This is a genomic window from Massilia sp. FBCC-B171 (assembly GCF_059134155.1).
This window is the reverse complement of sequence record NZ_CP101443.1, coordinates 5,304,971-5,326,571: the sequence shown is the minus strand read 5'-3', so window position 1 is coordinate 5,326,571 and position 21,601 is coordinate 5,304,971. Positions and strand designations below refer to the sequence as shown.

Sequence of the window (21,601 nt, the reverse complement as noted above, 5' to 3'; positions counted from 1 at the left end):
GGGCGGAGCCCACCCTACGATTCTTTGCTCTCAAGTACCGTGACTTCGGTTTTATTGCCGCCAAACCCATCGAATAAACGCCGGTGCCGCGCATACGACATCGCATCGTCGCGCTCGTAATATCCACCGACCCAGTCGAGCAGGAAAGCGAGTTTGCTCTGCTGCGCTTCCATCGAATCGTATTTGTGCGGTTCCCACGGGCGCCTGCGATTGTTCTCCAGGCACACTTCGCGTCCCGGGTTCATGAACACCAGCTCCGAGCAATACGGCAGCGCCGCTTCCACCAGATCGCCGTAGCAGCCTTCCGCCACCGAGGCCTCATTGCCGGTCACGAAGGCGAGCAGCTCGGCGCGCACCTGTTCCGGCGGGCGCGGCACCGCGATCTTCCCCGGCTCCCAGACGATGGTGTCCAGGTCCAAGTGCACCAGGCCGTGCTGCGCCGCCAGCGCGCGGGCACGGCAGGACTTGCCGGAACCCGAGTTGCCCATGATGAGTATTCGCATATCGTTTGGATCCAATTTCCACGAAGTATTAATATTAGCCGTTTTAAAGTAAAGCTTGACCCTCACGCAGCGTCAGGCTCCAGCATGGCTGCACGCATGAAGATAGAGAGGACACGATGCTGCTGAAAATCGGCGAACTGGCAAAACGGACGGGACTCACCGTGCGCACGCTGCACCATTACGACGACGTCAAGCTCCTGTCTCCTTCGGCGCGTTCCGATGCCGGCTACCGGCTCTATAACGAAGCTGACATCGCCCGGCTGCACCGCATCCTGGCGCTGCGCAGGTTCGGGATGACGCTGGCCGAGATCGGAACCTATCTCACCGGACCGGACCTGCCGCTGACGGAGCTCGTCGAGCGCCAGATCGGCATGCTTGATCGCCAGATCGAGCAGGCCAGTGCCTTGCCCAGCCGTCTCGCGCGCCTGCGCGGGCAGCTGATTGAGGAGCGGCAACCGGATCCGGCCGACTGGCTGATTACACTGGAGCACATGACCATGTACGAAAAATATTTTACGCAACAAGAATTGCAGGAACTGCCGCTGTACACGAAAGCAGAGGAGGTCGAGAGCGAATGGCGGACCCTGGTCACCGAGGCGCACCAATTGATCGGCGCCGGCGCCGATCCTGCCGATGAACGCTCGCGCTCGCTGGCAAAGCGATGGATGGCGACGATGGCGCGCGATACCGGATCGAATCCGGTCCTGTTCGCCAAACTGAATGCGATGCACGAACAGGAACCGTCGGTGCAGGAACGCACTGGCGTCACCTCGGCAGTGATGGCCTTCGTGCTGGCCGCCTCCAAGGAAACCCAACTGGCAGTCTACGCGCGCTACCTCGATGCCGACGAGTTCGCATTCGTGCGCGCCAATCTCGGCAAGCGCAACGCCGAATGGCCGCCGCTGATCGCCCGCGTGCGCACGGCCATGGACGAGGGCAGGGCGCCCGATTCGTCCGAAGCGCAGGCGCTCGCACGGGAATGGTTCGACCTGTTCCGCTCGTTCGCCGGCGACAATCCTGCGACCCAGCAAAAGATCCGCCAGGCGCTGGAGAACGAGCAGGAACTGAAGCAGCCGGGCATGGTGGACGAGCGCATGATCGGATTCATCCGGGCGGCGATGCAATCGCTGCAGCGTACTCAGCCTGCCCCGTAACCGACGCCGCGCGCCATCATCGCCGCAAAAATCGGGATCAGCGCGAACGCGTGGATCTCGATCAGCAGGGTCTTGCGCAGCTTGCCCACTTCCTCGAGCGGCGGCATGAAGGCGGCATCGGCCTTCAAGCTTTTTTGCCAGGCGGCGATGCGCATGGTCGGCTTGATCGAGAGCAGGCCGACCACGGCAAACGCCGCGATCTTGGCCCAGAACGCGTGGTTGTGCAGGTAGAAATCCGCGCCCTTGGCGCCGTACATGACCCGAATGGCCCCCGCGGCCAGGATCGCCAGCGACAGAAAACCGTAAGCGGCGTCGAAGCGACCCAGCAGTTTGACGGTTTGCGGCGACATGGCGGCGGGACGCATCAAGGCCAGTTCCGCAGCCAGCACGGCCGCCAGGCCGAAGACGATCAGGTGGTGGACGATGGCAAGGGCAAGGTCGGTCATGATGGCGGCTCGGCGGTGGAGGTGTGCCTACTCTAGCGCATCCGGATTCACCCCACAAAAATAAAAAGGCAGAGCCGCGGCGCTGCCTTTTTTCGTCCATCCATGCAGACGCTTATTGCACCAGCAAGGGCTTCAGGTACTTGCCCGTCACGCTGGCCGGATTGTCCGCCACTTCTTCCGGCGAACCGGTGGCGACGATCTTGCCGCCGCCGGCGCCGCCCTCGGGGCCGAGGTCGACAATCCAGTCCGCCGTCTTGATCACATCCAGATTGTGCTCGATGATCGCCAGCGTATTGCCTTGGTCGCGCAGGCGGTGGATCACTTTCAAGAGCAAGTCGATGTCGGCGAAGTGCAGGCCGGTGGTCGGCTCGTCCAGGATGTACAGGGTGCGGCCCGTATCGCGCTTCGACAGTTCCAGCGACAGTTTTACACGTTGCGCCTCGCCGCCCGACAGGGTCGTCGCGCTCTGGCCCAGCTTGATGTAGCCGAGGCCGACGTCGAGCAGGGTTTGCAGCTTGCGCGCGATCACCGGCACCGGCTTGAAGAACTCGTGCGCATCTTCGACCGTCATCTCCAGCACTTCGGTGATGCTCTTGCCCTTGTAGTGGACTTCGAGCGTCTCGCGGTTGTAGCGCTTGCCGTGGCAGACGTCGCACGGCACATACACGTCCGGCAGGAAGTGCATCTCGACCTTGATGACGCCATCGCCCTGGCAGGCTTCGCAGCGCCCGCCCTTGACGTTGAACGAGAAGCGGCCCGCCGAATAACCCCGTTCCTTGGCCGTCGGCACCGTCGCGAACAGGTCGCGGATCGGGGTGAACAGGCCGGTGTAGGTCGCCGGGTTCGAACGCGGCGTGCGCCCGATCGGCGCCTGGTCGACCGAGATCACCTTGTCGAAATGCTCGAGGCCGAAGATCGCGTCGTGCGGCGCCGGTTCGGTCTGCGAGCCATACAGGTGGCGCGACAGGGCCGGGTACAGCGTGTCGTTGATCAGCGTCGATTTGCCCGAGCCCGAGACACCGGTGATGCAGGTCATCAGGCCGACCGGCAGGTGCAGGGTCTCGCCGCGCAGATTGTTGCCGGTGGCGTTCGTGATCACCAGCTGGCGCTCGGGGTTCGACTTGGTGCGCTTCTTCGGCACCACGATCTTGCGCCGGCCGTCGAGGTACTGGGCGGTGATCGAATGCTCGTTGGCCATGATCTGTTCTAACGTACCCTCGGCGATGATCTGGCCGCCGTGCACGCCCGCGCCCGGACCCATGTCGACGATATAGTCGGCGGTACGGATCGCGTCCTCGTCGTGCTCGACCACCAATACACTGTTGCCGATGTCGCGCAAGTGCTTCAACGTGCCGATCAGGCGGTCGTTGTCACGCTGGTGCAGGCCGATCGACGGCTCATCGAGCACATACATCACGCCCGTCAGGCCGGAACCGATCTGCGAGGCCAGGCGAATGCGCTGCGCTTCGCCGCCCGACAGGGTATCGGCGCTGCGGTCGAGCGACAAATAATCGAGGCCGACGTTGTTCAGGAATTTCAGGCGCGCGATGATTTCCTTGATCACGCGCTCGGCGATTTCCTTCTTGGCCCCGGTGAGCACCAGGGTCTCGAAGAATTCCAGCGTGTCGCGCAGGGGTTTATCCGACACCTCGTAAATCGCGCGCTGCTGGGCGCCCTGGCCGATTTTCACGAAGCGCGCTTCGGTGCGCAGGCGCGCGCCGTCGCAGGAAGGACATTTTTTCTCGTTGATGAATTTCGAGAGTTCTTCCTTCACCGCCATCGAATCGGTTTCACGGTAGCGCCGCTGCAGGTTGTTCACGACACCCTCGAAGGTGTGCTCGCGAATCACCGTGCGGCCGCGCTCGTTCACATAGGTGAACGGGATCGATGTTTTACCGGAACCGAACAGGACGGCGTCCTGCGCCGGTTTCGGCAATTGGTCGAAGGGTTTGTCGAGGTCGAATTCGTAATGGGTCGCCAGGTTCGACAGCATCGTGAAATAGAACTGGTTGCGGCGGTCCCAGCCTTTGACGGCGCCGGACGCGAGCGACAGGTTCGGGAAGGCGACGATGCGCTTCGGATCGAAGAACTCGATGTGGCCCAGGCCGTCGCACTCAGAGCAGGCGCCCATCGGGTTGTTGAACGAGAACAGGCGCGGCTCGAGTTCCTGCAGCGAATAGCCGCAGACGTTGCACGCGAATTTGTTCGAGAACACGGTCGCCTGCTCGGTGTCCATTTCGAAAGCGACGGCGCGGCCATCGGCCAGGCGCAGGGCGGTTTCGAAACTCTCGGCCACGCGCTGCTTGATCTCCGGGTTCACCTTGATGCGGTCGATGACCACGTCGATCGAGTGCTTTTCCGTCTTTTTAAGCTTCGGCAGTTCGTCGATCTCGTAGATCCTGGCCGGATTGACGCCGCTCTGGATGCGGAAGCGGATAAAGCCCTGGGCCTGCATGCCCGCAAACAAATCGCTGTGCTCGCCCTTGCGGCCGGCCACGACCGGCGCCAGGATCATCAGCTTGGTGCCTTCGGGCATGGCCAGCACGGTGTCGACCATCTGCGAGACGGTTTGCGCGGCCAGCGGCTCGTGCGGGTGGTCCGGGCAATAGGGCGTGCCGACGCGCGCGTACAGGAGGCGCAGGTAGTCGTGGATCTCAGTGACGGTGCCGACGGTCGAACGCGGATTGTGCGAAGTCGCTTTCTGCTCGATGGAAATGGCCGGCGACAAGCCTTCGATCAGGTCGACGTCCGGCTTTTCCATCAGCTGCAGGAACTGGCGCGCGTAGGCCGAGAGCGACTCGACATAGCGGCGCTGGCCTTCGGCATACAGGGTGTCGAAGGCAAGCGAGGATTTACCTGAGCCCGACAGGCCGGTAATCACGATCAGCTTGTTGCGCGGCAGGTCGAGATTGATGTTCTTCAGATTGTGAGTGCGGGCACCACGAATACGAATTTCTTCCATTAAATTTGGCAGGCTTTCAATAAGTTTGCGGGGCCGGCGCACGATACTGTCGCGTTGGCGGGCCAATCGAGGGGGAATCTGCTAGTTTAACGCGTTTTTGTTGCGGCTGTACATTCATCCAGTACTCTTGTGTACCAGCGATGCCAGACTGATATGCTGTTCCGACACGTGCATTGAAGTCGACAATATCAGTTTCGTCCCTATGTGAGCCGTTTGGCCCAGGCTTCAATGTCAAACCGTTCAGAATCCGAAAATAAATTTTGCGGCGGGGCGTAGGGTGTATTCGGCGACAAGAATTTGCTGTTTTTGCGCCGCCCGGAATGCTGACTGATCCCAACAAAATCTGCTTTGAGTGGCGCCGCTTCGGCCCCATAATATCGTGCTGTATCACCTAGTTCCCTGGCGCTTAGAAACGTGCAGAGCCAGGGCTCACACCATCCTGAAGGAGTACCACCATGGCATCAGTTAACAAGGTCATCATCGTCGGCAACCTCGGCCGCGACCCGGAAATCCGCTACATGCCGAGCGGCGACGCCATCGCGAACATCGCGGTCGCCACCTCGTACAAGTCGAAAGACAAGAATACCGGCGAGCAGAAAGAGCTGACCGAATGGCACCGCATTTCGTTCTTCGGCCGCCTGGCCGAGATCGTCGGCCAGTACCTGAAGAAGGGTTCCTCGGTCTATGTCGAGGGCCGCCTGCAGACCCGCAAGTACACGGACAAGGACGGCATCGAGCGCTACGCAACCGACATCATCGCTGAAAACATGCAGATGCTGGGCGGCCGTGCGGGCATGGGCGGCGACAGCGGCGGCATGGGGATGGACGACGGCGGCGGCTACGAGCCACAACAGCAGCAGCAGCGTCCGGCGCCACGCCAGGCGCCACCAGCCCCGGCAGCACGTCCACAGCCGCAGCGTCCGGCACCGAACTTCTCGGACATGGATGACGACATCCCGTTCTGATCAGCACGCGCACCGACCGACAACCCGCAGCCTCGGCTGCGGGTTTTTTTTCGTCCCTACATATCCACCTTCATCTCGAACCCGCCATAAATCATGCGCTTGCCGTCGAAGGGCATGTTTTCCGGCTTCATGTACTCGGCCATGCGCGGGTCCTGCATGACCTTGTCGTTGACCTCGTCGCGCTTGGCACGCGAGGGGTAGACGATCCAGGAAAAGATCACGAGTTCGTTGTCTTCCAGGTTCACGCTCTGGGGGAAAGAGGTGAGCTTGCCGGGTTTCACGTCGTCGCCGACGCATTCACGGAATTCGGTCGCCCCAAGTTCGCGCCAGATGGCCGCGCATTTCCTGGACATGTCCAGGTAAGCCTCGAGTTTGTCCTTGTGGACGGGAATCACAAAACCATCGACATACGCCATGATTGTTCTGCTATCAAAAACGTGCGCAAAAGTACGCACCGCTCTCTTCCTGTCCCGAACCGCCCTGCTGACCGTGTTCGTGCCTGACAGGCGTGACTTTCCCGCCTGCTGCCGGAACCATTCCGGCAGCAGTGCCCGGCGTTGCCGCCGGACTCGCCACGGGTAGCGCAGTGCGCGCCGCAAGGGCGCCGGTTGCGAGCCGTTGTAGATTGATGGCCGCGTTCACATCACGGTCGTGCCGTACGCCGCAACTGCAGGTCCACACGCGTTCGGCTAACACTAGCAAACCATTCTTCCGACCGCAGGCGCAGCACAGCTTGCTGGACGGATACCAGCGGTCGGCCAGCACGATCACCGTGCCGTAGCGTCGGGCCTTGTACTGCAACTGGCGCCGGATCTCATGAAAGCCGACATCGGCAATGCTGCGCGCCAGGCGCGCATTGGCCAGCATTCCCTTGACGTGCAGATCCTCGATCGCCACCGCCTGGTTTTCGCGGCAGAGACGCGTGGTGAGCTTGTGAATAAAATCGGCGCGCACCCGGGCGATGCGCGCATTCAGGCGTGCGAGACTACGCGCGCCTTTGGTCTGGTTGATGGATCTCGACAGGCGTGTTCCCTTCGGAATGGCGCCGACGAACCCTGCAGCGGCCTTGGCCGCTTTCATTTTCCGCGACTGGCGGCGCGAACGAATGCGCAGGCGGCGCAGCGCCGAGCGTAAGGGGCGCGGCGCTGCGATCTTCTCGCCCGTGCTCAGCGTGGCCGCGGCGGTCACGCCCAGGTCGACGCCCACCGCCCCGTCGCCGGTGCGACACGTCAGTGCGACCCCGTCGGGCACTTCTACCTGAACCGCGAGGAACCAGTGGTCGCCCTCGCGGGAGATACTGCCCCCCATGATCTTGCCGGGAAACCGCAGCGCCTCGGCGAGGGCCACCCGCCCGACCTTCGGCAGGACGGCGCTGTTGCCCTCGACGCGAAACTTGTCGTTGGCAACATAAAAGCTGTCGCGGCAACGGCCTTTCTTCTTGAAGCGGGGCCGGTGGCCAGGCTGGCCTGCCTTGCGCGCCGTGAAATAGCGGGTCCATGCCTTGGCCAGGTGCGCGAATGGCTGCGCGTGGGCGTCGCGGTGGATCGTGCGCAGCCAGGGCTGGCCCTCGCTATCGAGCCAGTCGGGGTGAGCATACTTGATTGCATTGAACTGCTTTTTCAATGCCATCGCATTGGGCCGCAGGTTAGCGGCAATCTGCCGTTGCCACTCGGCCAGGGCCCAGTTCCAGACCCGGCGTGCGGTCCCTGCCGCGCGTGCGAAGTATTCGCACTGTTCCGGAGTGGCAGCGAGGCGGATGCGATGGGTCAGGAGCATGTCGGGGTGGCGTCGGTGAATCGATGTTCGACTACCGCGGGCGCAGACGGTTCGACCGCAGCTGGAATAGTTTGTGTACCTTCAAACCACTTTCGAGCACCTTTGAGCACTTCCTTGGCGACCAGAGTCTAGCTCCTTTTTAAATGGGTAGAGATGAGACCTCGACAACGACGCAAAATTCCTTATTGCTTGCCAGGCGCCGGACTGGACGGTGTTTCCTCTTCGACGATCGTGTACACGCCGCCCGCGGTGGCGCCGGCGTCCTTCTTCCTGGCGCGCAAATCTCGGTAGACCGCGGCGCGCATGATCAGCATCGACACCACGGGCGCCGTCATCAGGAGGAAAGCGGCAATGATGACTTCGTGAATGACCAGGCGCGCCTGCGCCACCGTGAAGTACAGCATCGATGCGATCAGGATGCAACCGGCGCCCAGCGTGATCGTGATCGCGGGACCGTGGATGCGCTGGTAAAAAGTGCGCAGGCGCAGCAGGCCCAGGGCGCCGATCAGGATGATGGAAGCGCCGACAAACAGCAGCAGCGCGACGATCAGCGCGGCCCAGGCCGGCAGCTCGGCGATCCCGCTCATTCGATGATCTCCCCGCGCATCAGGAATTTCGCCATCGCGATCGTGGACACGAAGCCGACCAGCGCGATCAGCACCGCCACTTCGAAATACACCTGGGTGCCGAAGCGGATGCCCAGCACCAGCGCCAGCAGCATGCCGGCCATCCATAAGGTGTCGAGGGCGAGTACACGGTCGTGCGCGGATGGGCCGATCAAGAGGCGCAGCGCGCACAGCACCATCGCCACCAGCACGCACACCAGTGCATAGCCTATCGAGAGTTCAAGCAAGGTCGCCACGGGTACTCCCAGGTTCAAAAATGTCGATCAAAGGGCGCTCGTAGCGCGTCTGGATGGTGTCGATCCACCATTGCTCGTCGTGCAGGTCGAACACATGCAGCGACAGTTCGTGCCGCTCGGGCAGGATCTCGACCCAGACCGTGCCCGGCGTCATGTTGATCAGGCAGGACAGCATGGCCAGCCCGTACGGATCGCGCATCGTCAGGGGTACCCGGATGAATTCCGACTTGACGGCGCTGTGACGCGTGAACAGGATGATGCGGCAGACGTTGAAGCAGGAGCGGACGATCTCGACCGAAGCCATGCCAAGCAGGCGCAGCAGCGTCAGGGGCGCATGCAGGCGCGGATAGCCGCGCGGCTGCAGGCGTCGCAGCAGGAGCGGCAGCGCGATGCCGAGTATGGCGCCGAGCAGGATGCTGGCGGCGTCGAAGGCCTGGTTCAGCAGCAGCCACAGCCCGCACAGCGTCAACGACACGACGGGGTAAGGCAAATAACGCATCATGGCGCCTCCGGCCGGCTGGCGGGACCCGGGACCACCGGCTCGCCCAGTACCCGGCGCGCGTACTTGCCGGGTTCGTGCAGGTCGGCGCTGGCGCGTCCCAGGTAGTCGAACAGCGGGCGCGCCTGCACCGTCATCGCCAGCGACAGCAATAACAAGGCCGTCACCGGCGCCACTTCCGATATCTGGAGGCGCGGCGGCGTGACCATTTCAGCGGCCCAGAAGGTGCGCACGCCGAAGCGCAGCATCGAAATGATGGCGATCAGGCCGGAGGCGAATACCAGGACCATCAGCGTCCAGCCGGTGGCGCCGATCGCGCCGCTGCCGGGCTCCGGATTGAGCAGCGCGTGGAACATGCTGAACTTGGCGACGAAACCGGACAGCGGCGGCAGGCCGGCGATCATCAGGGCGCAGGCGGTAAAGGCGAGCGACAGGAAGGCCATCGCCGCCGGCACGCCTTTGCCGCGCGGCTCGTCCGGGGTGTCCTCGACGGCCCAGGCTTCCATGGTCAGCGCCAGGATCGCCGCGCCCGGGGTGCGGATGCGGTCGATCAGTTCGATCAGCAGCAGGAAGGCCGCCACCGCCAGGGTCGAGCCGATCAGGTAATACAGTCCGGCCGTGATGAGGGATGGCTGGCCGTAGCCGATCACGGCCAGCAGGGTGCCCGAGGACACCACGGCGCTGTAGCCGGCCATGCGCCCGGCTGAATCGGTCGAGAGCATGCCGGCCGCGCCGAACACGATGGTCGCCATGCCGCCCCAGACCAGGGCGTCGTAGCCGAAACCGGCGGCGGCGCCTGATTCGTCGCCGAACAGCAGCAGCCACAGGCGCAGGATGACGTAGGCGCCGACCTTGGTCATCAAGACCAGCATCGCCGCCACCGGGGGCGAGGCGGCGGCATAGGTGGTCGGCAGCCAGAAGCCGAGCGGCCACATCGCGCTCTTGACCAGGAAGGCCAGCGCCAGCACGGCGACGCCGACTTTCAGCAGGCCGACCTGGTCTGGCGTCATGGCCGCGATGCGCAGGGCCAGGTCGGCCATGTTCAGGGTGCCGGTGGTGGCGTAGATCAGCGCGGTACCGAGCAGGAACATCAGGGCGGCGGCCAGGTTCACGGCGATGTACTGCATGCTGGCGCGCAGGCGCTCGGCGTTGTAGCCGTGCAGGACCAGTCCATACGAGGCGGCCAGCATGACTTCGAAGAACACGAACAGGTTGAAGAGGTCGTGGGTCAGGAAGGCGCCGTTAATGCCCATCAGCAGGAACTGGAACAGCGAATGGAAATGCACGCCGATCCGGCTCCAGCGCCCCATCGCAAAATGCAGCGAGGCCAGCGCCAGCAAGGCGGTCAGGAGCAGCATCAGCGCCGCCAGGCGGTCGGCGACCAGGGCGATGCCGAAGGGCGCGGACCAGTTGGCGGCGAGGTACACGCCGATGCCCTCCGGCCAGGCGCCGCCGTCGGCATTGACCATCAGGGCGCAGGCCGTGACCAGCAGGCCCAGCACCGAGGCATAGCTCAGCGCGAAGGTGAAGCGGTGCCGGCCCTGGGTGAGCGGTACCAGTACCGCGCCGCACAACAGCGGCAGCAGGATCGGCAGGATGACCAGGTGTTGCGGCGTCATAGCTCGGGCTCCTCGCCGTCGACGTGGTCGGTACCGGTCATGCCGCGCGCACCGATCATCACCACCAGGTACAGGGCCGTGGTGGCGAAGCCGATCACGATCGCGGTCAGCACCAGCGCCTGGGGCAGCGGGTCGGCCAGGATGCGCGCGTCGGGCAGGCTGCCGGCGGGCGTGAACGGCGGCTCGTCGAGCCAGACGCGTCCCATGATGAAAATGAACAGGTTGACGGCATACGACATCAGCATCAGGCCGGTCAGCACCTGGAAGCTGCGCGGGCGCAGCAACAGCCAGATGCCGGCCCCGAACACGATGCCGATGGCGAGCGAGAGTACGAGTTCCATCAGGCGATCTCCTCGGCCGGTGGCAGGGCGGCGCGGGTGGCGCCGGGCGGTGCACGGTGGCTGCGCAGCGACTGGTGGGCCAGGGCGACGAGGATCAGCATGGTGGTTCCGACCACGACCAGGAACACCCCGAGGTCGAAGACAAAGGCGCTCGGTACGTGGATCTTGCCCAGCAGCGGCAAGTCGAGGTGGGCGGTATGGCTGGTGAGGAAGGGGTAGCCGAACAGCCAGGCGCCGAGCCCGGTGACGCAGGCGGTGGCCAGGCCCCAGGCGATCCAGCGGTGCGGCCGCAGGCGCAGGTGCGATTCGACCCAGTCGGTCCCGGCGATCATGTACTGGACGATGATGGCGGTGGCGAAGATCAGCCCGGCGACAAAGCCGCCGCCCGGCAGGTTATGCCCGCGCATGAAGAAGTAGACGGCGATGATGCCCATGAAGGGCAGCAGGAAGCGCAGGTAGACGGCCGGCAGCATCAGGTAGCCGGTCGTGGCCTGCTGGAACGGCGTCTGGGCGACGGCCGGATCGACATCGCTGGCCTGCTGCACCGGGATGGCGACGCTTTCCGGCGCCGGGCGGAAGCGGCGCAGCAGCGCATACACAGTCAGCGCGACGGCGGAGAGCACCGTGATTTCGCCCAGGGTGTCGAAGCCGCGGAAGTCGACCAGCAGCACATTGACCACGTTGGCGCCGCCGCCTTCGGGCAGGGCGCGCTCGATGAAGAAGTCGCTGATCGTGGGCGGGGCCTCGGTCGCCAGCAGCGCGTAGGTGGCGGCGGCCAGCCCGAGGCCGCCGGCCACGGCCACCATGCCGTCGCGGCCGCGCCGCAGCCAGCTGCCGAGCGGCACGCGTTGCGCGAGGCCAGGCGGGGGCAAGCGCGGCGGCAGCCAGCGCAGGCCGAGCAGGATCAGGACAGTGGTAACGGTTTCGACCATCAGCTGGGTCAGCGCCAGGTCGGGCGCCGACATCCAGAGGAAGGTCAGGCTGGTCACGACACCGACGCCGCCGACCAGCAGCAGGGCCACCAGGCGGTGGTATTTCGCCTGCTGTGCGGCACCGAGCGCGCAGGCCGCGCCGATCAGCCACAGCAGCGCAAACAGGGGATCGAGGTCGGTCGCGCGCAGCGGCGGCATGGCCGGCAGCGGGTCGACCAGCAGCAGCGGGATGGCCACCATCGCCGCCATCAGCACCATCAGCTGCAGCTGCAGGCGCCGCGTGCCGGTCCAGCGCAGCAGCCAGGCGGCGGCCTGCGACAGCGCCAGCAGGGCATTTTCGTACATCTGGGCGCCGTTCAGGCGGTGCAGCAGTGGCACCCGGTCCGCTCCAGACAGGCCCGCATAGCGCCGCAGCAGCACGTAGAACAGCAGGCCGCCCGCCAGCGCCGCCACGCTCATCAGGAGCGGCAGGTTGAAACCGTGCCAGATGCCCAGGTTGTATTCCGGCAGCGCGCCACCCAGCACCGATTGCGCCGCCACCGCCAGCACCTCGCCGACCGCACGTTCGGGCATCACCCCGACGGCGATGCACAGCACCACCAGGCATTCGACCGGAAAGCGCATCCAGCGCGGCGGCTCATGCGGGTGCTGCGGCAGGTCGGTCGCGAGCCGGCCAAAGAAGACGCTGATGAAGCGCAGCGAATAGGCGACGCTGAACACGCCCATGGCGACGGCCGCATACGACATCGACCAGTCTTCGGTGCCGCCCACCTGCATGGTCTCGGCAAAGAACATTTCCTTCGACAGGAAGCCATTGAGCAGCGGCACCCCGGCCATGGCGGCGCTGGCGACGACGGCCAGCGCGGCGGTATACGGCATGGCCCGGCCCAGGCCGCGCAACTGGCGCATGTCGCGGGTGCCGGTCTCGTGGTCGATGATGCCGACGGCCATGAAGAGCGAAGCTTTGAAGATCGCATGGTTCATCGTGTGGAAGATGGCCGCGACCACCGACAGCGGCGAGCCGATACTGAGCAGCACGACGATCAGGCCGAGGTGGCTAATCGTTGAATACGCCAGCAGGCCCTTCATGTCGTGCTGGAAGATCGCGAAGAACGAGCCGATGAGCAAGGTGCAGACGCCTGCGGTGCCGAGGATCCAGGTCCATTCCTCGGTGCCGGACAGGGTCGGCCACAGGCGGATCAGGAGGAAGACGCCGGCCTTGACCATGGTCGCCGAGTGCAGGAAGGCGGACACCGGCGTCGGCGCGGCCATCGCATGCGGCAGCCAGAAGTGAAAGGGGAATTGCGCGCTCTTGGTGAGCGCCCCCAGCGCAACGAGCACCAGCGCCGGCAGGTACCAGGCATGGGCGCGCACCTGGTCGCCCGCGGCCAGCACGGTGTCGAGGTCGTAGCTGCCGGCGATGTGGCCGATGATCAGCACGCCGGCCAGCAGGCACAGGCCGCCGATGGTGGTCACCGTAAACGCCATGCGCGCGCCGCGGCGGGCGTCGTTGCGGTGCTGCCAGTAGCCGATCATCAAGAAGGAGGTGACGCTGGTCAGTTCCCAGAAGATGACCAGCTGGATCAGGTTGCCCGACAGGACGACGCCCAGCATCGATCCCATGAAGGCCAGCATGTAGGCGAAGAAACGCGCCACGGGGTCGCGCCGCGACATGTAGTAGCGCGCGTACAGGAAGACCAGCAGGCCGATGCCCAGCACCATCACCGTGAACACCCAGGCCAGGCCATCCATGCGCAGTGCAAGGTCCAGGCCGAAGGCGGGCAGCCATTCGTGGCGCTCGCGCAGGATCTCGCCGGTACTCACGGCGCCAAACGCGCGAATGGCCAGCGCCAGGGCAGCCAGCGTGACGATGCCGGCCACCGCCGCCGGGCGGTTGCGCGATCCGGACGGCATGCAGGCGGCGATCAGGGCGCCGACAAAGGGGAGCAGGACGAGCAGGGACAGCATCGGCATCAACCCGGACGCGGGGGCGCAGGCAGCGATCTTGGCAACCCTGTCGCATCAATGCTGTCGTTCACGCGCGCCTCCACCAGGTCCAGGACTCAAACCCAGCTACTTTACCTGTTTTGTGGCAAAGACGGCAACGCGTTAGCCCGACCGGGCCGCTGGCTCAGCCCAGCGCCGCCTCGATCGCCGCCACCAGCGCAGGATCGTCCGGTTTCACGTCCGGTGCAAAGCGGGCAATCACTTGCCCGTCGCGTCCGACCAGGAATTTCTCGAAATTCCAGGTGACGTCGGACGCATTCTTCGGGCTCAGGCCGTGCTGGGCCAGCTTGTCCGTAAACGTGCTGCCGTCGGCCTGGCGCGCCTGCGGCTGGGCTTCGATGAGTTCGCGATACAGCGGGTGGCGTGCGTCGCGGTTGACTTCGACTTTTTCGAACATGGGGAAGCGCACGCCGTAGTTGCGCTGGCAAAAATCGGCGATCTCCGCTTCGCTGCCCGGTTCCTGGGCGCCAAAATCGTTGCAGGGAAAGCCCAGCACGACCAGGCCGCGCTCTTCGTAGCGCTCGAACAGTTTTTCCAGGCCCGCGTATTGCGGCGTGAGGCCGCATTGCGATGCGACGTTTACGATCAGCATGACTTTGCCGCGGTACTCGCCGAGGGTGGCGTCCTGGCCTTCGAGGCGGTGCAGCGGGATATCGAATAGCGTGCTCATGCGGTCAGTCCTCATGGTGGCGTAAAGAACTATCCTACCGCACGCCGCGCACGCGTGCTGGCGCCGCTGTTGCGCTCGGAGCGATCAGCGTCCGGCCGCCGCGTTATCGAGCTCGGTCAACTGTTTCAGGCGGCGCGCGGTGAGCAGGGCGCGCCAGCCGGAACCGGGCACCTGCGGATGGCGGATGGCCCCATATAACTCCATCGCATCGCGGTAGGCCAGCCAGGCGCGCTGCGCCTTTTCCACGCCGGCCTTGCGGATCGTGCCGAGGTAAGAGGTGCTGGCCGGGCGGTTCTGCATGAACTGGCTGTAAGTTGCATTCATTTTCTGTTCCAGGCTATCGAACTCGGCTTCCGAGTAGCGCGGCGCCTTGCCGGCTTCGGCCTCCAGCACATCGGCCGCGAACTGGTCGAGCTCGAAGGCCTGGACGTCCAGCTGCAGCGAGCGGGTCGACGCGCTGCTGGCGTCGGTTTCGTAGTCGACCCGGTGCTGGGCAAAATAATGCGCGGCCTTGGTCGCCATTTCCAGGCCCAGCTGTTCCTTCGCATTCCAGCCGCGTGTGAGGTCGGCGAGCTGGGCGCCGCGCGATTTGTCGCGCTGGCGCTCGCGCATCGCCGCACATTCGCCGCGCATGCCGGCGCTGGCGTCGTCGCAGACATCGACCGCGGCGCGGTCGTCGCCGCTGGCGCGCCGGCGCAGGTGCTGGACCCGGCTCTTCATTTCGTCGACCGGGCTCTGGATGCTGCAGGCGTGGCGCAGGGCCAGGTCGAACTGCGGAATCGTCCCGGCCCCGTTCGCATACAGCATCATCAGCACGCCATGCGCATTCGTGCGCGCCGCGCAGGCATGCACGCGCTGCCAGTCGGCGTTGGCCGCGTCCGGCTGGTTCAGGGTGTCGTAGTACATGGCGGAGGCGTCGCAGCGTCCCTTCGCGCTCGCCGCGGCGGGCGGCGCCTGGCGCGGCTTTTCGTTTTTTACGCGCAGGCACTGGCGATACCAGTCGGCACTCCGCAGCACTTCCGGCGGTGCACCGTAGACGTTCGGATAAGGCGCAGCCTGGGCGGCGCCGGCAAGCAGGCTCGCAAATAAATAAGGCCAATACGCACGGGGCATCGCAGTCTCCTCGAAAAGTTTCCGAATGGAAGCTTTAACGCTAACGCGAGCGGCTTTGCCCGGTGGTGAGATGGCGCAATTTATCTATGAGAGAGGCTTCCGAATTTCCTGAGCCAGCGCACGTTCAACAATCATTTTTACACTCGGTAACCCGTTCATTTTCGCTTTCCTAACGAAAATTAATTGTCGACATGCAAGGGCGACCATAGTCGATATGGCCCTGCTAATTACTTGGTATTTCGACTGTGAACCTGACGCAACGTGCATAAATTTTTTCCGTGTGGAAAGCGAAAAGCCCGATTCGTTTGCGTAAAATTGCCACCCATCATTTCTTGACGCCAGCCACTAGGGTTGGCGTTTGCTTTTCAGACCCCCTGTAGCAATCAGTCAAGAACGGCACGAGCAGTCGCAAAGACGCCACCGTTCCAACGCGATCCCGACGAGTGGAGCCTCCCGGACGCACTGAAGCACAGGCTTATTTATTTCGATTTGAAAATAATGCACACCACTGTACCTGCTGTATCCGCCCCGATCTCTTCGTCGCGCAGCCCGGTTCTCGTTCAAGCTCAACAATATGCCCTGCCCATCATGTTCGCCCTGTTTGGCGTGATCATGGGTTCCTGGGCGGGCCGCATTCCGGCCCTGGCCGAAGGCGTGCGCGTTTCGCACTCGGCCCTGTCGATGGTGCTGCTGTGCGGCGGCGTCGGCGCTCTGATGTCCTTCCCGGTGTCCTCCTTCCTGATGGGCAAGTTCGGCGCCCGTAAATCGCTGCTGATCTCGGGCCTGGCCCTGCTGTGCGTGCTGGTGTCGATCGGCATGGCGCCAACCGTCTCGCGCCTGATGATGGCCGTGCTGATGCTCGGCATTACCGCCAGCACCTATGACGTGGCCATGAACGCCGCCGCAGCCAAGCACGAAAAGCAGACCGGCAAATCGGAAATGTCGATGCTGCACGGCCTGGCCTGCGCAGGCGGCCTGGCCGGCGCGACCCTCGGCAGCCTGATGGGCAGCCTGCACATCGCCCCGGCCACCCATTTCGTGATGGTCGCCATGCCGCTGGCACTGGCCCTGTACGGCGCCTACACGATGCTCGACGCCGATGACGCTGTCGAAAAAGTCGAAAAGAAGAAATTTGCCCTGCCGCGCGGTCCGATGGCACTGCTCGGTCTGCTGGGCTTCCTCGGCTCGATGTCGGAAGGCAGCATCGCCGACTGGAGCGGCGTGTTCCTGAAAGAGCACTTCGGCGCCACCGACGGCCTGGCGCCGCTGGCCCTGACCTGCTTCTCGGCGATGATGCTCATCTCGCGCCTGGTGGGCGACAAGCTCAAGGCCCGCTTCGGCGCCCAGCGCCTGGTAAGCACCGGCGCGCTGGTATCAAGCGCCGGCCTGTTCTTCGCCGTGCTGTCGCCGAATGCCTATGTGGCCCTGGGCGGCTTCGCAATTGCCGGCCTCGGCCTGTCGCTGCTGTTCCCCTTCGTGTTCAGCGCCGCCGGCGCCCAGGGCCCGGTGGCCCTGGCCGGTGTGGCCAGCATGGCCTACAGCGGCACGCTGATGGGGCCGCCGGTGATCGGCGCCATTGCCCACCATGTCGGGATGCAAATGGCGATTGGGTATGTGGGTGGGCTGTCGCTGGTGATTGCGTTTGTGGCGAGCCGGACGCGTTTATTGAAGTAATTTTGGCGGACGTGGCGCTGTTGCGTGGGGCGTTAGTGGTTGGTTTGATCCGCGTGGGCACGGGTGCCCACCCTACTTAGATAGGTAGCGTGTCCCGTAGGGTGGGCTCTTGAGCCCACGCGGATTCAACCCACCACTAACAGTGCAGGCAACAGCCCCACGAACGCACGCGCGTCAGGCCGGAGCCGCCGCCTCCTTCAACCACTGCCGCGGCGACGCCCCCACCATCGCCGTAAACGCCCGCGTAAATGCGGGCGCACTGGTATAGCCGGCCTGGCTGCTGACCACTTTCACCGGCATCCCCTTCCTGAGTAGATTCTGCGCCATCCCGATGCGCCAGCGGGTCAGGTATTCCCCCGGCGGCATGCCGACCACGTTGCGGAAGTGCTCGGTAAACCGGGCGCGCGACATGCAGGCTTCGCGTGCCAGCGTCTCGAGCTGCCAGGGTTCGTGCGGACGCGCGTGGATTGCGCCCAGGGCGGGCGCCAGCTGGCGGTCGGCGAGTCCCGCCAACAAGCCCACCGACAAGGTCCCGGTCTCGAATTCGTGGCGCAGCACCTGGATCATCAGGACATCGCACAGGCGGTCGAGGATCACGTCGCGCCCCTGTCCCTTGGCCGCCGCTTCCGAGAACAATAACTCCAGGGTGTGCTCGAGCGCGGGCATGCCGGCCAGCGGCAGGTGCAGGCAGGCGGGCAGGGCGCGCGCCAGCGGATTGTCGCCGCCGTCCTCGAAGCGGATGTGGGCGCACAGCAGGCTGGCGCTGGCGCCTTCCGGAATCTCCAGCACATGGGCGGTACCGCGCGGATAAAACACCATCGCCGGCTGGTTCACCCGCAGCGCCGGGGCGCCGTCATGGCGAAATACCACCGGGCCGCTGCGCACCAGGTGCAGCTGCCCGGCCGATTTGTCTTCGGCAAAGGCGTTCGAATCGCAAAAGTCTCCGTTAAAAAATACCTGAGCCCGAAACGAATAGCGGCCGACCAGCGACGAGATCTTGTCCATAAGCTCCATTATTGAGGATTGGCAGCCTATTCTGGACGATTTGCTATTTTTTAGGAAGAGAATTGACGAAATTGTTGAGGGCGTGGGCATAGTCACGCATTCGGCCAGAGCTGGCGGTGCAGCGCCGCGACCTGTTCCGGGGGCAGGCGCGGCACACGGCCGGCGGTCAGTAAACCGTTCTGTTCGTGCTCGACGTCGGTCAGCTGGGTGTAGCACAGCCCGGCGAGGAAGGGCAGCGAGGCCAGGCCTTCCATCAAGGTGCGGTAGCGCTGCGCCAGTTCGTCTTCGTTGCGCACGTTGCCGTAGGCGTCGTACAGGCGGTCGCGCCGGCGCTCGGGCTGGTCCGGCGCCAGCAGGTAGCCGCCCACTTCCGAAAACACGATCGGCTGGCCGCGGTACTGCGCCCCTTTCAGGAACAGGGCCTTGCCCTTGTGCCAGCCGGTGTCGGGCGGCAGGCCGGACAGGCGGGTGCTGGCATAGCGTTCCAGCAGCGCCTCGACCGGATGCGAATAGTCGTGGATGGTGCAGACGTCGGTGACGTCGGTATGCTGCCAGCCGTCGTTGTCGATGACGGGACGGGTTGCGTCGACCATCCGCGTGCGCGCCACCATCCGCTCGAGGAAGTCGTGCTGGTGCGGATGGCGCACCAGTTCGGGAAAGCCGAAGCTTTCCACCACCGGTACCCAGGCCACGATGGACGGGTGGTTGGCGTCGCGCGTGACGGCGCGCAGCCATTCGATCTCGAGCCGCTCTTCGGACTCCTCGGACCAGGAGCGCGCGTTCGGCATCTCTTCCCATACCATCAGGCCGAGCCGGTCGCACCAGTAGAGCCAGCGTTCGTGCTCGATCTTCTGGTGTTTGCGCACGCCGTTGAAGCCGAAGCGCTTGGCCCACAGGACGTCTTCGCGCAAGGCCGCGTCGTCGGGCGCGGCCAGCAGCGTATCGGGCCAGTAGCCCTGGTCGAGCGCCATCAGGAGGAAGATGCGCTCGCCGTTCAGGTGGAACCAGCCGTCTTTCAGTTCGATCGAGCGCAGGCCGGTGTACGACTCGACGCTGTCGATCAACTGGCCGCGGTGCAGCAGGCGCACCCGCAGCGGATACAGGTGCGGGTCCTTCGGCGACCAGGGACGCGGGTCGGCAAGCTGGGTGCGCAGTTCGATGCAGGCGCTGCTGCTGCGGCTCCTGGCCTGGGCGATGACCTGCCCTGATTCGAGCCCGTCGAGCACGTCGAGTTCGGCCTCCCAGTCGCTCGAGGGCCCGTGCAGGTGCACGTTCAGGGCCAGCGTACCGTCGGGCCGGGACTCGGTGATGCGCAGGTAATCGATGCGCAGCGCCGGCACCGGTTCGAGCCAGACGTTCTGCCAGATCCCGCTGGTGCAGTAATAATAGATGCGCACCGGCGTGCCCGACGAAGACTGCTTGCCGCGCGGCTGGTACGGGTCCTGGCGGTCTTCGACGCGCACCGTCACGCGGTTGGTGCCGGGCTTCAGGTAGGGCGCGATGTCGAACGAGAAGGGCACGTGGCCGCCGCGGTTGCGGCCCGCCACGCGGCCGTTGATCCAGACGTCGGCGCGGTAGTCGACGGCGGCGAAGTGCAGCAGCAGGGCGCCGCTGTCCCACCCTTCGGGTACCTCGACACTGCGGGTGTACCACATGACTTCGTGGATCTCGCGGCTGCCGATGCCGGACGTGCTGGATTGGTAGGGGAAAGGGACCAGGATCCGCTGGGGCAGTTCGCGCCCGTCGAACCAGCGTTCGGACAAGCCGGCGTTGGCATCGTCGAAGGCAAACTCCCACCAGCCGTCGAGGCTGGCCCACTGCTGGCGCACCATCTGCGGACGCGGATGGAGCGTGCTCGGGGTGTCATCGCTGCGCATGATATGGGTGAAACCTGTGGTGGAGGGGACTGCTGTTTGTTTTGCGCCTTGCATAAAAGTGTACACCCTATGCACGGCGAATATTCAAGGTGTCGCCCGCTTACGACACGCGTTTTCAAACCTACAAATACGGCCACAAGCCGGCCCTGCGCTGCCGGCTGGGGTCGGTGCCGGCCAGCAGCGCGCGCGCATGCTGCAGCACGGCCGCCGAACGCTGGGCGTCGGGGTCCCAGATGCAGCGGTGCTTGTCGCGGTCGAGCGGCGCCCAGCGCGCGATGTCGGCGCGGCTGAAAATGACCACGCTTTTCAGGCGCAGGCCGGCCGCGATATGCGACACGCCGGTGTCGTTGCAGACCAGCAGGCGCGCGTTTTTCATCAGCGCCGCCATGGCCCCGATCGAGAGCGGCGCGGCGGCATGCACCGCGCGCGCCTGCATGTGGCTCGCCGTTTCGCTGACCAGGTCCGCCTCGTCGGCCGATCCGGTGAGCGCGATGCCGACGCCGAATTCGGCGGCCAGGCGGTCGGCCACTTCGGCGAAGCGCTGCGGCGGCCAGCGCCGGTCGCGCTTCTTGGCCCCCGGATGAACGCAGATGTAATTGCCGGGGACGAGGCCGGCGGCAATGCCGCTGGCCTCGAGCTCTTCGCTGTCCTCCGGCGCCATGGGAAACTCGAGATGGTCGCCGGCGGCGCTGGCGCCGAGCCGCTCGAGCAGGCGCAGCAGGCGGTCCGGCTCGGCCCCCACCTCCGGATACGGGAACAGGACCGTGCGCTCGCTCGCGACCGCTTTCCCGTCGCAGTAGCCTGCCATCGCACGGGCGCCGAAGCCGGCCACGATTTCGTTGGTGACCGCGCCGTTGCCGTGCAGTTGCAGCGCCAGCGAGAAGCGGCGCGCGCACAGGCCGCCATAAAAGGCGCTCAGCTCTTCGTGGCGGGTTTCCTGTTCGGGCAGCAGGGGGTGGCCGGGAAAGGATACGAAGTCGTCGACGTAGTGCTGGAAGCGGCGCGCGAACTGGCGCGCCCAGGGCAGGCCGACGAGCGTGATCCGCGCTTTCGGCAGCGCGGCGCGCAGCGCGCGCAAGGCCGGCACGGCGCACAGCATGTCGCCCAGGTGCAGCGCGCGGAACACGACGACGGATGCGATATCGAGCCGGTGCAGGAGCGGTCGCCGGGACATGGTTTCCTCCATGGGGTGAGGT

Annotated in this window: 19 protein-coding genes; 3 read left to right on the top strand and 16 right to left on the bottom strand. The window is 64.9% G+C overall.

What is annotated here, in order from left to right:
- Window positions 1–14 precede the first annotated feature (14 nt).
- Window positions 15–503 carry a P-loop NTPase family protein gene (locus NMB41_RS24070; protein WP_494380252.1) on the bottom strand — a complete coding sequence of 163 codons (489 nt, stop codon included), beginning with the start codon at window positions 501–503 and terminating at the stop codon, window positions 15–17.
- 116 nt (window positions 504–619) lie between these two features.
- Here NMB41_RS24070 and NMB41_RS24065 point away from each other — a divergent pair, with 116 nt between their 5' ends.
- Window positions 620–1,657 (top strand): MerR family transcriptional regulator, encoded by a 1,038-nt coding sequence (locus tag NMB41_RS24065; protein ID WP_494380251.1) that lies wholly within the window; start codon window positions 620–622, stop codon window positions 1,655–1,657.
- Here NMB41_RS24065 and NMB41_RS24060 read toward each other — a convergent pair.
- Both NMB41_RS24060 and uvrA read right to left on the bottom strand, forming a co-directional pair.
- A complete protein-coding gene (locus NMB41_RS24060) occupies window positions 1,642–2,103 on the bottom strand; it encodes a DUF2214 family protein (protein ID WP_494380250.1) in 462 nt (153 codons plus the stop codon). The two genes, NMB41_RS24065 and NMB41_RS24060, sit on opposite strands and share 16 nt — an antisense overlap.
- Before the next feature lie 112 nt (window positions 2,104–2,215).
- Window positions 2,216–5,065, bottom strand: coding sequence for an excinuclease ABC subunit UvrA (gene uvrA / locus NMB41_RS24055; RefSeq protein WP_494380249.1), 2,850 nt, complete (start codon window positions 5,063–5,065; stop codon window positions 2,216–2,218).
- A 455-nt stretch (window positions 5,066–5,520) separates the two neighbouring features.
- On the opposite strand from uvrA, the gene ssb reads away from it, so the two are divergent.
- Complete coding sequence (gene ssb / locus NMB41_RS24050; RefSeq protein WP_494380248.1) at window positions 5,521–6,030, top strand: single-stranded DNA-binding protein; 510 nt, start codon at window positions 5,521–5,523, stop codon at window positions 6,028–6,030.
- 56 nt (window positions 6,031–6,086) lie between these two features.
- On the opposite strand, the gene NMB41_RS24045 is transcribed toward ssb, so the two are convergent.
- From NMB41_RS24045 to NMB41_RS24000, 10 genes are all read right to left on the bottom strand, one after another.
- A complete protein-coding gene (locus NMB41_RS24045) occupies window positions 6,087–6,446 on the bottom strand; it encodes a DUF1428 domain-containing protein (protein ID WP_494380247.1) in 360 nt (119 codons plus the stop codon).
- Window positions 6,447–6,459: 13 nt separating this feature from the next.
- Entirely contained in the window at window positions 6,460–7,806 is a 1,347-nt protein-coding gene (locus tag NMB41_RS24040; RefSeq protein WP_494380246.1) for an RNA-guided endonuclease InsQ/TnpB family protein, read from the bottom strand.
- 182 nt (window positions 7,807–7,988) lie between these two features.
- Window positions 7,989–8,393 (bottom strand): monovalent cation/H(+) antiporter subunit G, encoded by a 405-nt coding sequence (gene mnhG / locus NMB41_RS24035; RefSeq protein ID WP_494380245.1) that lies wholly within the window; start codon window positions 8,391–8,393, stop codon window positions 7,989–7,991.
- Entirely contained in the window at window positions 8,390–8,611 is a 222-nt protein-coding gene (locus NMB41_RS24030; protein ID WP_494382901.1) for a K+/H+ antiporter subunit F, read from the bottom strand. The genes mnhG and NMB41_RS24030 overlap by 4 nt, the downstream gene beginning before the upstream one ends.
- A gap of 40 nt (window positions 8,612–8,651) precedes the next feature.
- Complete coding sequence (locus tag NMB41_RS24025; protein WP_494380244.1) at window positions 8,652–9,170, bottom strand: Na+/H+ antiporter subunit E; 519 nt, start codon at window positions 9,168–9,170, stop codon at window positions 8,652–8,654.
- Window positions 9,167–10,786 carry a monovalent cation/H+ antiporter subunit D gene (locus tag NMB41_RS24020; RefSeq protein ID WP_494380243.1) on the bottom strand — a complete coding sequence of 540 codons (1,620 nt, stop codon included), beginning with the start codon at window positions 10,784–10,786 and terminating at the stop codon, window positions 9,167–9,169. Before NMB41_RS24020 ends, NMB41_RS24025 begins: the two co-directional genes overlap by 4 nt.
- Window positions 10,783–11,127 (bottom strand): Na+/H+ antiporter subunit C, encoded by a 345-nt coding sequence (locus NMB41_RS24015; protein ID WP_494380242.1) that lies wholly within the window; start codon window positions 11,125–11,127, stop codon window positions 10,783–10,785. Before NMB41_RS24015 ends, NMB41_RS24020 begins: the two co-directional genes overlap by 4 nt.
- Window positions 11,127–14,033: a monovalent cation/H+ antiporter subunit A gene (locus tag NMB41_RS24010; RefSeq protein WP_494380241.1), complete on the bottom strand. Its 2,907-nt coding sequence runs from the start codon at window positions 14,031–14,033 to the stop codon at window positions 11,127–11,129. The genes NMB41_RS24015 and NMB41_RS24010 overlap by 1 nt, the downstream gene beginning before the upstream one ends.
- Window positions 14,034–14,190: 157 nt before the next feature.
- Window positions 14,191–14,736, bottom strand: coding sequence for a glutathione peroxidase (locus tag NMB41_RS24005; protein ID WP_494380240.1), 546 nt, complete (start codon window positions 14,734–14,736; stop codon window positions 14,191–14,193).
- An 84-nt stretch (window positions 14,737–14,820) separates the two neighbouring features.
- The gene (locus NMB41_RS24000) at window positions 14,821–15,849 is read right to left on the bottom strand and encodes a lysozyme inhibitor LprI family protein (protein WP_494380239.1); all 1,029 of its coding nucleotides are present in this window, start codon (window positions 15,847–15,849) and stop codon (window positions 14,821–14,823) included.
- A 588-nt stretch (window positions 15,850–16,437) separates the two neighbouring features.
- Between NMB41_RS24000 and NMB41_RS23995 the strand changes: the two genes are divergently transcribed.
- On the top strand, window positions 16,438–17,523 hold the full coding sequence (locus NMB41_RS23995; RefSeq protein ID WP_494380238.1) for an MFS transporter: 1,086 nt from the start codon (window positions 16,438–16,440) through the stop codon (window positions 17,521–17,523).
- A gap of 174 nt (window positions 17,524–17,697) precedes the next feature.
- Here the strand turns inward: NMB41_RS23995 and NMB41_RS23990 are convergent, their stop codons facing one another.
- From NMB41_RS23990 to NMB41_RS23980, 3 genes are all read right to left on the bottom strand, one after another.
- Window positions 17,698–18,528 (bottom strand): cupin domain-containing protein, encoded by an 831-nt coding sequence (locus tag NMB41_RS23990; protein WP_494380237.1) that lies wholly within the window; start codon window positions 18,526–18,528, stop codon window positions 17,698–17,700.
- Between the two features lie 92 nt (window positions 18,529–18,620).
- Complete coding sequence (locus NMB41_RS23985; protein ID WP_494380236.1) at window positions 18,621–20,405, bottom strand: glycoside hydrolase family 2 protein; 1,785 nt, start codon at window positions 20,403–20,405, stop codon at window positions 18,621–18,623.
- 121 nt (window positions 20,406–20,526) lie between these two features.
- Complete coding sequence (locus NMB41_RS23980; protein WP_494380235.1) at window positions 20,527–21,579, bottom strand: glycosyltransferase family 9 protein; 1,053 nt, start codon at window positions 21,577–21,579, stop codon at window positions 20,527–20,529.
- Window positions 21,580–21,601: the final 22 nt, after the last annotated feature.

Bases quoted from the DNA above. Each gene is read 5' to 3' on its own strand.
- uvrA (WP_494380249.1), bottom strand. From the start codon at position 5,065: ATGGAAGAAATTCGTATTCGTGGTGCCCGCACTCACAATCTGAAGAAC.
- NMB41_RS24000 (WP_494380239.1), bottom strand. From the start codon at position 15,849: ATGCCCCGTGCGTATTGGCCTTATTTATTTGCGAGCCTGCTTGCCGGC.
- NMB41_RS24015 (WP_494380242.1), bottom strand. From the start codon at position 11,127: ATGGAACTCGTACTCTCGCTCGCCATCGGCATCGTGTTCGGGGCCGGC.
- NMB41_RS23985 (WP_494380236.1), bottom strand. From the start codon at position 20,405: ATGCGCAGCGATGACACCCCGAGCACGCTCCATCCGCGTCCGCAGATG.
- NMB41_RS23990 (WP_494380237.1), bottom strand. From the start codon at position 18,528: ATGGACAAGATCTCGTCGCTGGTCGGCCGCTATTCGTTTCGGGCTCAG.
- NMB41_RS23995 (WP_494380238.1), top strand. From the start codon at position 16,438: ATGTTCGCCCTGTTTGGCGTGATCATGGGTTCCTGGGCGGGCCGCATT.
- NMB41_RS24045 (WP_494380247.1), bottom strand. From the start codon at position 6,446: ATGGCGTATGTCGATGGTTTTGTGATTCCCGTCCACAAGGACAAACTC.
- NMB41_RS24005 (WP_494380240.1), bottom strand. From the start codon at position 14,736: ATGAGCACGCTATTCGATATCCCGCTGCACCGCCTCGAAGGCCAGGAC.
- ssb (WP_494380248.1), top strand. From the start codon at position 5,521: ATGGCATCAGTTAACAAGGTCATCATCGTCGGCAACCTCGGCCGCGAC.
- NMB41_RS24040 (WP_494380246.1), bottom strand. From the start codon at position 7,806: ATGCTCCTGACCCATCGCATCCGCCTCGCTGCCACTCCGGAACAGTGC.
- NMB41_RS24070 (WP_494380252.1), bottom strand. From the start codon at position 503: ATGCGAATACTCATCATGGGCAACTCGGGTTCCGGCAAGTCCTGCCGT.
- NMB41_RS24030 (WP_494382901.1), bottom strand. From the start codon at position 8,611: ATGGTGCTGTGCGCGCTGCGCCTCTTGATCGGCCCATCCGCGCACGAC.
- NMB41_RS24025 (WP_494380244.1), bottom strand. From the start codon at position 9,170: ATGATGCGTTATTTGCCTTACCCCGTCGTGTCGTTGACGCTGTGCGGG.
- NMB41_RS24065 (WP_494380251.1), top strand. From the start codon at position 620: ATGCTGCTGAAAATCGGCGAACTGGCAAAACGGACGGGACTCACCGTG.
- NMB41_RS24060 (WP_494380250.1), bottom strand. From the start codon at position 2,103: ATGACCGACCTTGCCCTTGCCATCGTCCACCACCTGATCGTCTTCGGC.
- mnhG (WP_494380245.1), bottom strand. From the start codon at position 8,393: ATGAGCGGGATCGCCGAGCTGCCGGCCTGGGCCGCGCTGATCGTCGCG.
- NMB41_RS24020 (WP_494380243.1), bottom strand. From the start codon at position 10,786: ATGACGCCGCAACACCTGGTCATCCTGCCGATCCTGCTGCCGCTGTTG.
- NMB41_RS24010 (WP_494380241.1), bottom strand. From the start codon at position 14,033: ATGCCGATGCTGTCCCTGCTCGTCCTGCTCCCCTTTGTCGGCGCCCTG.
- NMB41_RS23980 (WP_494380235.1), bottom strand. From the start codon at position 21,579: ATGTCCCGGCGACCGCTCCTGCACCGGCTCGATATCGCATCCGTCGTC.